Below are 13,017 nucleotides of genomic sequence, written 5' to 3'. Positions count from 1 at the left end.
GCTGACGAGTTCGGCACAGCACCATTGTTCACCGACCCGCTCACCGGTCCCCAACGGCCCAGCCCGCAGAGCACAGGCACAGACGGTGCCCCAATCCTGTTCCAGGAACGGGCACCACAGATTTTCAGAAGTCAGAACCCCGCGATCGAAAGGAAGACCCGATGAGCACCAACTGGTCAGGCGCCGAGCGGAAGTCACGCGCCCCCATCAGCCTGCTGAACCCCGAACCGTCGGCAGAAGACAATGCCGCAGAACCCGCCGAGGAAACCGCGGCCCCCGCCATTGCAGTAACCGGGCCGGCACTGGCCCAGCAGGCGGCCGTGGAAGCTCAGGCGGCCCCCTTGGTCAGCGGCCGGCGCAGCGCATCAGTGCTGCAAAAAGACAACATGAACGATGAACTACCACCGGCCACCGGCTGGCAGGCCTTCCTGCGGACCGTGACGTTCGGGCTGATCAGGCCCAAGGTAGGCGCGGCGGAGCTGGCCCGCCGCACGGACCTTTCGGCGATCCAACGGGTCTACTCCAGGCCCATGCGCATCATGGTCGCCCAGCCTCTGGGCGGGGTCGGCAAGACCATGTGCAGCGTGGGAATCGGCTCAACCTTCGGGATCCACTCCGGCCAGCACGCCATCGTCTGGGACAACAACGAAATGATGGGCACCCTCGGTGTGCGGACCAACGCCAACGGCTCCACCCGCACCGTGTGGGACCTGCTGAACGTGCTGGAAAAGTTCGAAACCATCGAGGCCCGTAAAGGCGATTTTTCCTACTACACCCGCCATCAAGGCAAGAACCAGTTCTCCGTCCTGGCATCGGACGAAGACCCGGACCGGATGAAGTCCATCGGCGCGGACGAATTCAACCGCATCCACACGGTGGTCAGCCGGTTCTACGACACCATTGTCCTAGACACCGGAAACAACACCCGCTCCGAAAACTGGCTGGCCTCCATCGACGTCACAGACCAGCTCGTGATCCCTGTCCGACTCCAGCGCAACGCCGTCGTCTCGGCCCTGCGAATGATCGAACAGCTCGAATCCATGTCCGAGCGCCAGGGCAACCCGCACTACAAGAACCTCGTCGCCAACGCCGTCGTCGTCATCACCCAGGGCGGGGGCGCCAAAGTCTCGGCGACCGATCAAGCGGACCTCCGCGCCCAGCTCGAATCCACGGTGCGGTCCATCATCGATATCCCCTATGACGCGGCCCTGGACAACGGCTCAATCATCGACTGGCAGCTCGTGGGCGATCCCGCCCGCCGCGCCTTCGAACGCGTCACCGCAGAAATCGCCGCAGGCCTGCTCGAGGTAGACAACCGCAACGCCCACGCACGTAACCCCACCACCAACCGATAGGAAACCCACACCATGTTCAAGAGCATCCTCACCACCGTCACCATCCCCGCGGCCGCAGATAACCCCCTGGACGGCGTGACCCCCAACATCAACGTCTTCGGAGTTCAGTTCCAAGGCGCGATCCAGCTGATCCTCGGGGGGCTCTGGGCCCTGGTGCTGATCCTGGTCACCGCCGCTTTCCTGATGAACCTGGGCAAGTGGGGAATCGCCCGGCAGCGCGGCCACTCGGACGACATTGCAGATGGCGCGGACGGTGCCAAGCGCAGCGGCGTCGCCTTCGCAGCCGTCGCCGGCGCCAGCGTCATCATCGGCGGCATCCTCGCACTGACAGCCGCAGCAGGAGCCTAAACACTAGTGTCAGACTTCGTCGCTGGCGGCTTTCTCCTACTGAAGAACGGAACCAGACCATGAGAACAAAATGGAAAATGCTGATCGCGATCGCCGCTGTCGTGGTGATCGTGGCAGTCGCCGTCGTCCTGATCAACCTCCGCCCCGCGGAACAGGCTGCACAGCCGGAACCCAGTGCAGAGACGGGCATGGTCGCTGGCACGCTTGGATTCCCCGTCTCCAAAATCAACATCGGGGAGGGCGGAACCAAAACAGCCGCCGACGGCAGGACCCCTATTGGCTACAACGGCTCCTGCGACTCCGCAGCGCAGGCAGCAGCCAACTACACGCCACTCCTGGTTGACGTAAATCTCGAAACTTGGGAGACACAGAAAGAGACCCTGAATTCTCTCGCCGTCCCCGGCCCATGGCTGGAGCAGACCCTTCTCCCGTTCAGCGTCATTGCCGATGCCAAAGCCCAAGGCAATCAGCTGAAGTCTTTTGCCGGTGGATGGATGGAACAGTCCAACGTAAAGGCCGGCGGCCTGTACCGAACGGTTTCCTGCGAGCCGAAGAAGACAGCCGTGGTGCAGGTGTTTTTTGGCGCCCTCGGAGTCAGTGACTCCCTGCCACAGGGATATTTCGGCACCAGAACCATGGAACTGACATGGAAGGAAGATTGGAAAATCTCCAACGCCGTGACAGGCGTAAATGACTCCGACCTGGTGTCCCGACTGAAAGATAAAGGCCCCACTGGCGGCCTGGGAGTGCCTCCCACGGGGAAAATCCCGCCGCTCGATGAGCAGATCCTGGCCCGGTATTTCGAGGACCTGAGCAAGGAAGGGTGGGTCGAGTATGCGAACGCTACGCGTTAGTACCCGACTCCGGCTTGGCGCCGCGTGCCTGGCCCTGTTCCTCGGCATGGGCGTCGTCACCGCTGGAGCGGCCCAGGCAGCGGACGAAGTCAACGCGTCCGAACAGCTGAATGCTGATCAGATGAAAAGGTTGGCTGGGCTTCCGGCCGATCAACGTGATGGCATCCGGGACCGATTGAACCGGGAAATGGCCAAAAGCGTCTGCCAACCGGGCCTTTTCAGCGGAAGCATGGTTGGGCAGGATTGCGAGGGAATGTCCGCGCGGGCTTTCAACAGCTTCCTGACCACCCCGGAACAGTCCCTTGATTACAAACCCGAGGTAAGCAAAACCCAGTTCTGCACTGCCATGGCTAATGAAGGGGCCCGCCCGGCCACCACAGGATTATGCGTCGCTGAAGCTGCTTGGTCGAAGTTTTCTCCGATTGCTGGGGCTGTGCTGCGTACGGCTGTTTCTACGCAGCCTGGTGGGCAGTTTGTGTTGGGCGCGGTAGACACAGTGGCGTTTATCGCCAATGCCAAGGACGGGTTTGAGAAGTTTGCGAACTCGACCAAGGAAGCCGGCGTAACGGCCACGAACGAGGTTCTGGTGAACCTCTTGAAAGTCTCGGAGTTTCAGGTCGATGACGGGTTCCGGAACACCTGGTCGGTCTTTTCCGGTGTCGGGATCGTATTGCTGGCTCTGATGTTCTTCAAGCTGTTCAAGGATTATTCGGACGAAAGGATCGACCCGGACGCTATGCGTGAGTCGGTGATCTGGTACGCCCCACTCGCGGTTCTTTTGGCGTTGTTCGGCCCGGTTCTGGGGTACGTGGGCAATAACGCATTGGTTCAGGTTACTGAGTCGATCAGCCCCTGGACCTCGAACCAGATCGGGGACTTCGCCACAAGCATTTCCCGTTTCGCCTCCTACGAGTCCAGTGGCGTTTTCGGACCGCTGGCAGCCGTGTTGCTGTTCGGGTTGCTGTTCATCGGAGCCTGGGCGCTCCTGGGGCTGTTCGCCCTGCAGCCGCTCGCCCTGTCACTGCTGGGCGTAGGCATTGCGTTGATGATCGGGTTCATGATCCATCCCGAACACCGGGGCCGCGTCGCCAAGGCCGGGTCGCTGTGGCTCGGTATCGCCTTGTCCAAACCGCTGATTCTGTTGATCATGGGTGCGCTGTTCAGCTTCATCTCGAACCGCCCCGCGTTCCAGGGCGAGGGTACCGGGGATGCCTTGGTGAACGCCTCCTCGGTGTTCATCGCGGCCGCCGCAATGGTGGTCCTGGCCTTCTCGCCCGCGCTGCTGTTCAAATTCGTCCCGATACTGCCATCCTCAGCCAGTTCATTGGGTGCTAACCGGCCCTCGATTGCAGGGGCAGCAATGGTGGCCGGCGCCGGTGCCGGGATCGGTGCAATGATCCGTCAGCGCCGCACCATGCAGGCACAGTCCAGCTCCGGCGGTGGGCGCTCCGGTGCTGCCGTGAGCGGGGCGGCAGCCCAGACATCAGGCGGACCCGGCTTCTCGGCCGGTCCTGAAGGGGGTCTGACCGGTGGTGCAGCCGGGGCCGGCGCAACTACAGGTGGTGGCCGTCGTAGTGCCGGCGGCACCAGACAGGGGACTGCCGGGATGGGAGCCGCTGGCCAAGATGCACCGGCTGCACCTGATACCCGCACCATTGCCCAGGCGCAGCGCGATGACCGGGCCGGTACTCCGGCCGGAAAAACTGCTGCTGCTGCCCGCAATGGAGTTGGGGCTGTTGGCCGGGGCACTATGGCGGCCACTCGCGGATCCGCCAAGATCGCCGCAGGCGGGGCGACAGCGTTCCTGTTGGCCGGGCGTGAAGCATCACGGCAGGCCGCACTGCGCGGCCGTCAGAGCGTGAACTCGATGGTGCCCGATACCGATCACATCAGCGGCCGGTAATGAGCAGAACGAAAGCAGGGGAGTAGGTCTGATGGGACGCATGGTTGTTGTCGGTGGTGAGGTTTCCCGCCGTGGTTTGTGGGGCGGGAACCGCACCGGTCCTGAGTGGATTGGGCTCAGTATCGCCCTGGCTTCAGGGATGGTGGCGATCATTGCTCTCTCGGACGTGATCGTGCTTGGCCTGATCCTGGGCGCTGCGATCATCGGCCTCGGTATCGTGCTGACCACTCCGAGCAAGATCACCGGGTACCGGTCCCTCGGTGCTCTGCTCGTGGAGCGGCACCACCAGCGCTCCCGCCGGAAAAACAAGACCGCGACGTTTGTTCCGGTGAAGTTCCGGGATCAGACCCGCATGGTCAAGGCCGGCAAAGCCGACCGTGCCCGGGCCGACGAAAAGGGCATGATCGAGGTTCCGGTGACACACCGGAACAATGCCCCGCTTATGGTCGGGACGGTCCGCCCGTTCACCGTGCAGACCCCTACCGGCCCGATGACGGTTTTTCGTCACGGCGGCCGGATCAAAACCCCGTACTACACGGTCACCGTGGAAGTCATGGGTTCCTCCTCCGGGATCCGCGAGGAAAACCGGGAAGACTCCGCTTATGTGGCCCGCGGTCAGTTCCTGGCCCGCATGGCCCGCCGGCAGTCCCTCATTTCCCACGTCCAAACTCTTTCCCGCGCCGTACCCATGGATTCCACAGACCACCTGCTGTGGATCAAGGACAAACAGGCCCAGGGCATCAACCGGCTGCTGATCACCTCCTACGGGGATCTGGTGCAAACCTTGCAGTCCCGCTCAGAACAGCACCGCACCTACGAGACCTTCCGCATTCCTCGGTCCGCTGCGTTGTCCCTGAAGGCCTCCAAACTTGGCGGCGGGGACACCGGACTGGGGTTGGCAATTCATCAGGAAATCCGCACCGCTTTGGCCCAGGCGCAGATGATGGGCGGCATTCAGGATTACCGCACCCTGGGACCTGAACAGATGGCGGCGCTCCTGCGGCACCTTCAGGATCCGGATTTCGACATCGACGATGATGAGAACGCGGACCTGGCAGACTGCTGGCAGCACTTGGACGGCGATTCCTCGGATTCTTCCGTGGTCATCAACGGCCACTGGCACACCCGCACCGGGTACGTCCCGGCCTCAGCTTTCAGCCCCGAAGCGATCCCCGTCTCCGCACTGCAATCCCTGGTCTCCGGAATCCAGCCGGCCGTGGTCCACACCGTCTCCATGGTGATGGAACTTTCCGATGCCCGCACCGCACGAGGGAAAGCCCGCACAGACGCGGCCATGGACCGCGCCAAGGGCAAGGAAGTCGCCAAATCCGGTGTCGTCACCGACGGATCAGAAGAAGTCCTCATGGGCGCATCCAGCCAAAGGCTCCTGGACCTCAAACCCGGTTCCGGGCACCACGGTGCCGCGTACGCGCTCTACATCTCCTACTCCGTCGAATCAGAGGATGAGCTGCTGGCCACCGCTGACCTGATCGAGGCTGCTGCCGCGGATGCCGGGATCGAATTCATTGACTGGATGGATCACCGCAACGATCTGGCCCTGATCACCACCATGCCGTTCACGAGAGGAATCCGATGAACACCCCCAAACTCATCAAAGGCCTGCGGATGCCCTGGGCCCTGACCACCACATCACGCCGCACCCAGCGCTCCCGCGCTAAGCAGCAGCACCTCAACGCCGAACACGGGGCCGCACTGGCGACCGAGGATGCCCTGGCAGCCAAACGCCGGGCAGGAAAGAAAAAGCGCACTAACGATGCCCAGAGCAAGGCAGCCGTGCAGTGGCATTGTGAGCGGAAGAGTCCGCGTGCCTCGCATCTGGGCTACTACGATCCGGCGGCCCCGGGAGTGCTGTCCTCCACCCGGCAGATGGAATTTTCACACATGGCCATCGCCTCACCTCCCACCTCGCACCGGGGCCTGGCGTTCGGGATCGATGCCGGATCGGGTTGGATGGTCGTCCACGACCCGTTCACGTCTTACGGCAACGAGCTCGAATCCCCGAACGTCTGCTTCATCGGGGATCTTGGCCAGGGCAAGTCCTCCGGGATCAAAACCTGGGCGGTGCTGCGGCAGCTGCTCCTTGGCCGTCGGGTTGTCGTGATCGATAAGAAGTACCAGCTGGACCAGAACGGCGGGGAATACACCTCGCTTGCCCAACGCCTGGGCATCACACCGGTGAAGTTCATGGTCGGCGGCGGCGGGGCCAGGATCAACATCCTGGACCCGCGCATCGCTGCCCGGCTGAATGAAGACAGCCACGACGACACCGCGCTCTCCACCCCGGCAGGCCAGTCCATGCTGGTCCGTGCTGTTGTTGAAGAAGCCCTAGGCCGGCCGCTGCTGCCCAAGGAAGGCAAAGCAGTCCGCATGGCCCACAAACAGGCTCTCCGCACGGCGGCAGCGAACCATGAAATCGCCCATATCCGCCACGTCCTTTCCGCTCTCTACGCACCCGACGCGGACGCGGCAACGGCCTCGAACCTGAGCGTGGAAGAAATCCGACAGTGGGGACAGGACCCCGCGTTTGAGCTCGAACGCATGATAGAAGACGACCTAGCCGGCCTGATAGACGGACCAACGAGCGAGGAAATTTCCCTGAACGCCGGGCTGACCGTCTTTGACGTGTCCCTGCTGCCGGAGGATGGGCCGGCCCTAGCGATCGTGATGACGATCATCAACACGTGGCTGGCGAACACTCTCTACCGTCAGAGCGAAGCAGTCCCCACTGTCCTGGTCATCGAGGAAGCCTGGCACACAGTCCAGGGCTCGGTTGCCAAGGTAACCCGCCGCAACACCAAGCTCTCCCGCGCATTGTCGCTCTCGTGCATGTTCGCGTTCCACCACATCTCCGACATTCCCGAAGACTCACCGGCCATCGCCATGCTCAAAGAATGCGGAACGGTCCTGCTCTACAAGCAGCAAAAATCCGATGATGCCTGGGCATGCGAACGGATGTTCAACCTGCCCGCCGGGTCCGCGGCCGATATCGCGTCCCTGACCAAAGGCACCTGCATGATGCGGATCGGCGGTAAGGATCCTTTTATTGCCATCCACGTCCGCAGCGCCCTGGAAATCGAACTCACCGACACCGATAAGGCCATGAAATCCACGGCCACCATCAACCAGGTTGAAGCCGACACACGGGAGGAAGCAGCATGAGCACCGCCAAGGCCATGTCCACGGATTCAGTCATGAAGATCGCTCTGGCCGCCCTCGCCACCGGGCTGGTTGTTCTGGGCTGGGTCTCGGCGTTCCTGGGAGAACTGATCACTCCCACCGGGATGCCTTGGACGGACTTCTCCGCCCTGTGGGCCAAGATCAAGGCCGGCGAATTTCTCTGGCCCGGAGCGGCGACCTGGATCCTGATCGTTCTCGCTGTCCTGGCCCTCGTCGGGACGGGCATGCTCATGGCCATCTTCGGCGGGAACAAGCACCGCGATGACGGGCTGCCCCGGTACAAGGACCTCGAAAAGCGGATGGGCAAGAACGCAGCACTGGCCAAAGCCAAGCAGTCCCTGGAGCTGCCGGCGGATGCCACTGAAGAGGACATGATCGTCGCCCTGTGCAAGCTCGACGGTCAGACCCTCTACGTCCAGCACGAAGACTCGATGTGGGTGTTCGCGCCGCAGCGCTCCGGTAAGACCCTGTTCCTGGCCGTAGGCATCACCTTGGATGCACCAGGTGCCGTGATTGCCACGTCCACCAAAAATGACCTGCTCATGCTCACCGCCATCGCCCGCGAACGTCGGGGTGATGTTTCCGTGTTCGACCTTCAGGACATTTCCGGGTGGTCGAACAAGGTCAGGTGGAACGTCGTGGACGGCTGCGAAGATCCCGACGAAGCGCTGGCCCGAGGTAAAGCCTGGGCCGGGGCGCAGCCGATGGGAGACGTGAAGAACGGGGACTTCTTCAATTCCAAAGCCGCCGCGATCCTGGGTAGGTTCCTCCACGCGGCCGCGCTGGGAGATAAGAGCATCGATGACGTCGTGAAATGGGCCAACGACTTCACCGACACCGAGCCGCTGGAAATACTGACCCAGCACAAAGCCCCCGCAGCTTTCACAGCCAGGCTCCGTACTCTCACGACCTCCCGGGCCGGCGAAACGGTGGACTCCATCCAGGAAACCCTCGCCGGCCTCCTGGAACCATTGACGTCCCCCAAAGCCCTCGACACCCTGACCCCACCCAAGGGAGAAGGATTCGACATGGAGAAGTTCCTGGAAAAGCCGAACACGATCTACCTGCTCACGGACGGGGAACGTTCTCCGGTCGCCCCGCTCGTGGCGATGTTTGCCGACTTCATGTTCCGCAAAGCCCAGCGCATTTCCCAGGGCATGCCCGGGGGCAGGCTCTGGCCGGTACTGACGATGGTCCTGGACGAAGCCCCGAATGTCGCTGCCATCCCGGACATGGCCGGTGCCCTCTCGGATTCCGGCGGCCGCGGGATCCGCATCATCGGGTTCAGCCAGTCCTTTGCCCAGAACCGGCAGCGATGGGGAGCCGAAGCAGCCACGGCAATCCGTGGAACGTCATCGATCAGGCTGTTCCTCCCTGGCCTGGAAGAACTCGATGAACTGGACAAGATTGCCCGGGCCGCGGGGACTACCCGCAAGGAACGCGTCTCCACTTCCCAGGGGCGCGGCGGATCTTCCCGGACCATCAGCGAGGAAGAACGACCCGTGATCCGAGGCAACGAGATTCAGCAGCTCCCTGTAGGAGAAGCCTTCATGCACTACAGCAACGTCGCCCCGGCCAGGGTCAAACTCATGCCCTGGTGGGAACGCGCGGACGCAAATCAAATCAAGGAAGACAAGGCCACAGCGCAACAACGCCGCGACAGGCAAGGAGCAATCCGATGACCGAAGAATCTCGCGAACCTTTTCCGCCCTCCCCTGCGGACGGCGGCGATGCGATGGTGGCCGAGGGCATTGAAGAGGTGCTGGTCGAGCACGAGGAACGGCTTACCGTCCTGCAAGGATCCGTCGAAGCGATGGGCCAGGCGGTCGAAGACCTCCTGGCATCACCGCCGAAAAAGACACCAGCTCCTTGGAACTGGAAAGAACTCGATGGTGAGAAGTCGGTCGCTCTCATGGAAACGCTGCGCGAGTGGGTGGACTGGATCAACGACCGATACGGCGTATCGGACACTTCCCGCATCTACGGCTGCTGGTACCGGCATAGTCCCGTGGTGGAAGAACTCACCGCAGCCTGGCTCAGCTGGAGGGCAGCGAACTACGGCCACAAAGACCCCGTGACCGACCCGGCCAGCTGGCACAGGGACATCTTCTGGCCGATGCTCGACCGCATCGCATCCAAGCCTTGGGGACTGAGCAACTGCCACACCGAACATGTGGACCCCCGGCCTTCTTTCCGAAACTCCACCGACGACAAATTCACCGAATTTCTCGCCAAACTCGGCGCTAAAGAACCATCCACCGCCGAAAACTAGGGCTGAAAAATGAAATGCACGGAACCACTGGTTCCGTGCACTTCTTTGCATACTGCTGGATGCCACGGAGACAACCGGCTGTCAGGTTTGAACCTAAGACTGGCGAGCGGGAGCGTGTGGCAACCGCATTCAGGGCCTAGTCTGACGCTCACCTTGTTACTGCCTGACGTCAGGTTGGGGCGTTCACCAACTGGGCGAACTCGCGCTCCAAAGGTGCAGGACACTGCCGGCACATGGGGCGCATGAGCGCTGGCGGCCCGGGGTAGGAACGCAGCCGGTGCGCTGCGTCAAGCCGTTCCCGGTACGGTTTCTTGCAGGTTTCGTGGATGCTTGCCGGTTGGGCTGGGGCGCCAGGTGGTGACCATGGCGAAGGCCAGGATCAGTTCGGCGATGTCTCCGGCGTAGTACATCAGTTCCCCGGCCTGGCGGAGCTCCAAGGCGGTGGCTGTGACCTGGACGTACAGGCCGGCGTAGAGCAGTTGGGAGATGATGGCGTGCGCGGCGATCGCTACGCCGAGGATGACGAGTCTGGCCGGGACTGTGGGCCGTCGGGGTGCGGGGTCGGGCCCGGCGATGACCCAGGCGAAGAGGTATCCGGCGAGCAGGAAGTGCATGTGGATGAGCCAGTGCAGGCCCGGCGCCTGCGTTGCTGCGGTGTAGAGCGGGGTGAAGTACAGGACAGCGAGGCCGCCGACGTTCAGGACCAGTGCGGTGACAGGGTGGGCGAGGAGGTGCAGCGGGCGGGATCTGAATGCCCGGCCGATGGTTTTTCCGGTCCGGCGTGGCAGGGAGCGTAGCAGCAGGGTGACCGGCGCCCCCAGGACGAGTCCGATCGGTGCGTACATGCCGATCAGCAGGTGCTGGTACATGTGGGAGGGCAGGCTGCCTGGCGGGTACGGGGCGGTCTGGGGCATCAGGCCCAGGGCGAGGAGCACAGCGCCCGTGACGAAGGCTGTGGTGCGCCAGGGGTTCCAGCCGCGCGGCTCGGTGCTCCGGGCGTAAGCGAGGACCACGTATCCCAGGACGATGAGGACGAGCAGGACCAGCGGCACCCCTGCCTCGAGTGCCCCTGCGCCCTGGTGGGCGTGGGTGTCATGGCCAGGTGTCATCGGCTGCCGGCTGCCGCCCGCCGGTCACCTGCGGCCAGGTCCAGGACCTGGCCGGTGCGCTGCAGCGCCCAGCCGCCGGCGATCAGGAGCACCCCGAAGATCAGGAACAGGATGTCCGCCACCGTCTGGAACTCACCTGTGACGACGTGGTGGATGCCGAGCAGGTGATGGTCCAGGATGCCTTCGGTGACGTTGAAGATCCCCCAGCCGACCAGTACCCAGCCCCAGAGGACTTTCGAGGCCCAGATCCGGCCGCGGGATCCGCGGATCCGGGAGTACAGGATGCCGAGCCCGATGAGTACCGCGAGCCAGGTGATGGTGTGGAAGAACCCGTCCCAGAGGGTGTTCATCTGCAGCCCGTGGACGGTGGTGACCGGGTATGCGCCGATGTCGACGTTTGCGGTCTCGGAGCTGGAGAGCATGTGGTGCCACTGCAGGATCTGGTGCAGCAGGATCCCGTCAACGAACCCGCCAAGCCCGACCCCGAGAATGATCCCGGGAAGGGTGATCGCTTTGGGCGCGGTTTCGTGATTCCTGTCAGGTGTTGCTGCTGGGTTTGACATGTTCGCTCCGTTCTCATCGTTTGGGTAATCCTCGGAGTTGCACCCACTGTTTACACAGTATGCTTACTATCTTTCGGGGTCCACGCCTTTGTCCGTCTGACCTGCGGGGATATTGTGGTCGGTTCCGCGCATCCGGAGGGCGACCAGGACCCCCGAGGCGACGGTGAGGGCAGCGACTGCTGTGACGGCTGCCGGGATGCCGTAGACATCGGCGATGAGGCCGGAGAGCAGGGCGCCTACAGCGAAGCCCCCGTCGCGCCATAACCGGTAGATCCCGACTGAGCGGGCCCGCCAGGCAGGGTGGGCAACGTCGCCGATAGCGGCCAGCAGTGTGGGGTAGACCATGGCCGTTCCGGCGCCGAGCAGGATGACGGCGGCGAACCAGGTTCCGAAGTCTTCTCCTGCGGCGATCAGGGCCAGGGCCAGGGCTTGAACGAGCATGCCCCCGGCGATGAGCGGTTTGCGGCCGATCCGGTCCGAGAGGGGGCCGGTGATCAGTTGCCCGGCGCCCCAGACGGCAGGGTAGACGGCGGCGAGGATGCCGATAAGTTCGATGCTGAGCCCTGCTGCGGCGAACAGGACGGGGAACAGGCCCCAGGCCAGCCCGTCGTTGAGGTTATTGACCAGGCCGGCCTGGCTGACGGAGGACAGGGATTTGTCGCGGAAGCTGGTCAGGGTGAAGACGTCCCGGTTGCTCAGCCCCCCATGACTGCCGGCATGGACCGGGACATGGGTAGCAGCTTCGGCTTTGGCATGGTGGTGGGTTTCCCGGACGGTCAGGACTGAGAGTCCGAGGCCGACGGCGATGAAGGCGGCACCGAGGAGGAAGGGACCTGGACGCAAACCGTAGGTTGAAGCGATGTAGCCGGTGGCCAGCGCAGTGCCCGCAACGCCGAGGTAGCCGGCAGCTTCGTTGAGCCCCATGGCCAGGCCGCGGCGTTCGGGACCGACGAGATCCATTTTCATCATGACTGTGGTGGACCAGGTCAGGCCCTGGCTGACGCCCAGGACGACGTTGGCCGCGACGATCCACCCCCAGGAAGGGGCGAAGATCAGCAGCAGCGGCACGGGGAGGGCGATAAGCCAACCAGCGACCAGGACGGGTTTGCGGCCGTAGCGGTCCGAGAAGGTTCCGGCGAAGTAGTTGGTGGCAGCTTTGGCCAGCCCGAACGCCGCGATGTACGTCAGGGCGGCCGTGTACTGGCCCACGCCAAAGACTTGGTCCGCAAGCAGCGGCAGCACGGTGCGCTCCTGGCCCAGGGTGGCGCCCACCAGGGCGTTCACTGCCACCAGCAGCATGAACTGCGCCAGATTTTGCCGCAGGCCCAGCACGACACCGACGGAGTCCAGTGTCCTTCCCGTCTTTGTTCTGGCCATTCCGTGATGCTCGCTTTCGTGCCGGGGACATAAAGATG

At 63.2% G+C, this 13,017-nt stretch carries 11 protein-coding genes; 8 read left to right on the top strand and 3 right to left on the bottom strand.

All coding sequences use genetic code 11. The annotated features are described in order from the left end of the window. The first annotated feature begins 161 nt into the window (after nucleotides 1-161). From ABRP28_RS21250 to ABRP28_RS21215, 8 genes are all read left to right on the top strand, one after another. On the top strand, nucleotides 162-1,355 hold the full coding sequence (locus ABRP28_RS21250) for a hypothetical protein (RefSeq protein WP_104443562.1): 1,194 nt from the start codon (nucleotides 162-164) through the stop codon (nucleotides 1,353-1,355). A gap of 12 nt (nucleotides 1,356-1,367) precedes the next feature. Next, nucleotides 1,368-1,703, top strand: a complete 336-nt coding sequence (locus tag ABRP28_RS21245) for a hypothetical protein (RefSeq protein WP_104443563.1) — start codon at nucleotides 1,368-1,370, stop codon at nucleotides 1,701-1,703. Nucleotides 1,704-1,780: 77 nt separating this feature from the next. Then, nucleotides 1,781-2,557, top strand: a complete 777-nt coding sequence (locus ABRP28_RS21240) for a hypothetical protein (RefSeq protein WP_374153025.1) — start codon at nucleotides 1,781-1,783, stop codon at nucleotides 2,555-2,557. A gap of 46 nt (nucleotides 2,558-2,603) precedes the next feature. Next, nucleotides 2,604-4,460: a hypothetical protein gene (locus tag ABRP28_RS21235; protein WP_350004756.1), complete on the top strand. Its 1,857-nt coding sequence runs from the start codon at nucleotides 2,604-2,606 to the stop codon at nucleotides 4,458-4,460. Between the two features lie 31 nt (nucleotides 4,461-4,491). Next, nucleotides 4,492-6,057 (top strand): hypothetical protein, encoded by a 1,566-nt coding sequence (locus tag ABRP28_RS21230; protein WP_104443565.1) that lies wholly within the window; start codon nucleotides 4,492-4,494, stop codon nucleotides 6,055-6,057. Further along, entirely contained in the window at nucleotides 6,054-7,640 is a 1,587-nt protein-coding gene (locus tag ABRP28_RS21225; protein WP_104443566.1) for an ATP/GTP-binding protein, read from the top strand. The genes ABRP28_RS21230 and ABRP28_RS21225 overlap by 4 nt, the downstream gene beginning before the upstream one ends. Further along, a complete protein-coding gene (locus tag ABRP28_RS21220; RefSeq protein WP_104443567.1) occupies nucleotides 7,637-9,340 on the top strand; it encodes a type IV secretory system conjugative DNA transfer family protein in 1,704 nt (567 codons plus the stop codon). Before ABRP28_RS21225 ends, ABRP28_RS21220 begins: the two co-directional genes overlap by 4 nt. Next, the gene (locus ABRP28_RS21215) at nucleotides 9,337-9,930 is read left to right on the top strand and encodes a DUF4913 domain-containing protein (RefSeq protein WP_104443568.1); all 594 of its coding nucleotides are present in this window, start codon (nucleotides 9,337-9,339) and stop codon (nucleotides 9,928-9,930) included. The genes ABRP28_RS21220 and ABRP28_RS21215 overlap by 4 nt, the downstream gene beginning before the upstream one ends. A 287-nt stretch (nucleotides 9,931-10,217) precedes the next feature. Here ABRP28_RS21215 and ABRP28_RS21210 read toward each other — a convergent pair whose 3' ends face one another. The 3 genes from ABRP28_RS21210 to ABRP28_RS21200 form a co-directional block, all read right to left on the bottom strand. Next, complete coding sequence (locus ABRP28_RS21210) at nucleotides 10,218-11,039, bottom strand: cytochrome c oxidase assembly protein (protein WP_104443569.1); 822 nt, start codon at nucleotides 11,037-11,039, stop codon at nucleotides 10,218-10,220. Then, the gene (locus tag ABRP28_RS21205) at nucleotides 11,036-11,602 is read right to left on the bottom strand and encodes a DUF2243 domain-containing protein (RefSeq protein WP_104443570.1); all 567 of its coding nucleotides are present in this window, start codon (nucleotides 11,600-11,602) and stop codon (nucleotides 11,036-11,038) included. Before ABRP28_RS21205 ends, ABRP28_RS21210 begins: the two co-directional genes overlap by 4 nt. Before the next feature lie 66 nt (nucleotides 11,603-11,668). Continuing rightward, nucleotides 11,669-12,979: an MFS transporter gene (locus ABRP28_RS21200; protein WP_181039492.1), complete on the bottom strand. Its 1,311-nt coding sequence runs from the start codon at nucleotides 12,977-12,979 to the stop codon at nucleotides 11,669-11,671. Between the last annotated feature and the right edge of the window lie 38 nt (nucleotides 12,980-13,017).

The sequence above is a fragment of the Pseudarthrobacter sp. WHRI 8279 genome (assembly GCF_040224115.2).
GTDB lineage: Bacteria > Actinomycetota > Actinomycetes > Actinomycetales > Micrococcaceae > Arthrobacter.
Note: the sequence above shows the minus strand (reverse complement) of the source record. Positions and strands in the feature narration are given on the sequence as shown.

Excerpts from the sequence above, each read along its gene's own strand:
- ABRP28_RS21240 (WP_374153025.1), top strand. The coding sequence starts at position 1,781 with ATGCTGATCGCGATCGCCGCTGTCGTGGTGATCGTGGCAGTCGCCGTC.
- ABRP28_RS21215 (WP_104443568.1), top strand. The coding sequence starts at position 9,337 with ATGACCGAAGAATCTCGCGAACCTTTTCCGCCCTCCCCTGCGGACGGC.
- ABRP28_RS21220 (WP_104443567.1), top strand. The coding sequence starts at position 7,637 with ATGAGCACCGCCAAGGCCATGTCCACGGATTCAGTCATGAAGATCGCT.
- ABRP28_RS21245 (WP_104443563.1), top strand. The coding sequence starts at position 1,368 with ATGTTCAAGAGCATCCTCACCACCGTCACCATCCCCGCGGCCGCAGAT.
- ABRP28_RS21230 (WP_104443565.1), top strand. The coding sequence starts at position 4,492 with ATGGGACGCATGGTTGTTGTCGGTGGTGAGGTTTCCCGCCGTGGTTTG.
- ABRP28_RS21205 (WP_104443570.1), bottom strand. The coding sequence starts at position 11,602 with ATGTCAAACCCAGCAGCAACACCTGACAGGAATCACGAAACCGCGCCC.
- ABRP28_RS21235 (WP_350004756.1), top strand. The coding sequence starts at position 2,604 with ATGGGCGTCGTCACCGCTGGAGCGGCCCAGGCAGCGGACGAAGTCAAC.
- ABRP28_RS21210 (WP_104443569.1), bottom strand. The coding sequence starts at position 11,039 with ATGACACCTGGCCATGACACCCACGCCCACCAGGGCGCAGGGGCACTC.
- ABRP28_RS21250 (WP_104443562.1), top strand. The coding sequence starts at position 162 with ATGAGCACCAACTGGTCAGGCGCCGAGCGGAAGTCACGCGCCCCCATC.
- ABRP28_RS21225 (WP_104443566.1), top strand. The coding sequence starts at position 6,054 with ATGAACACCCCCAAACTCATCAAAGGCCTGCGGATGCCCTGGGCCCTG.
- ABRP28_RS21200 (WP_181039492.1), bottom strand. The coding sequence starts at position 12,979 with ATGGCCAGAACAAAGACGGGAAGGACACTGGACTCCGTCGGTGTCGTG.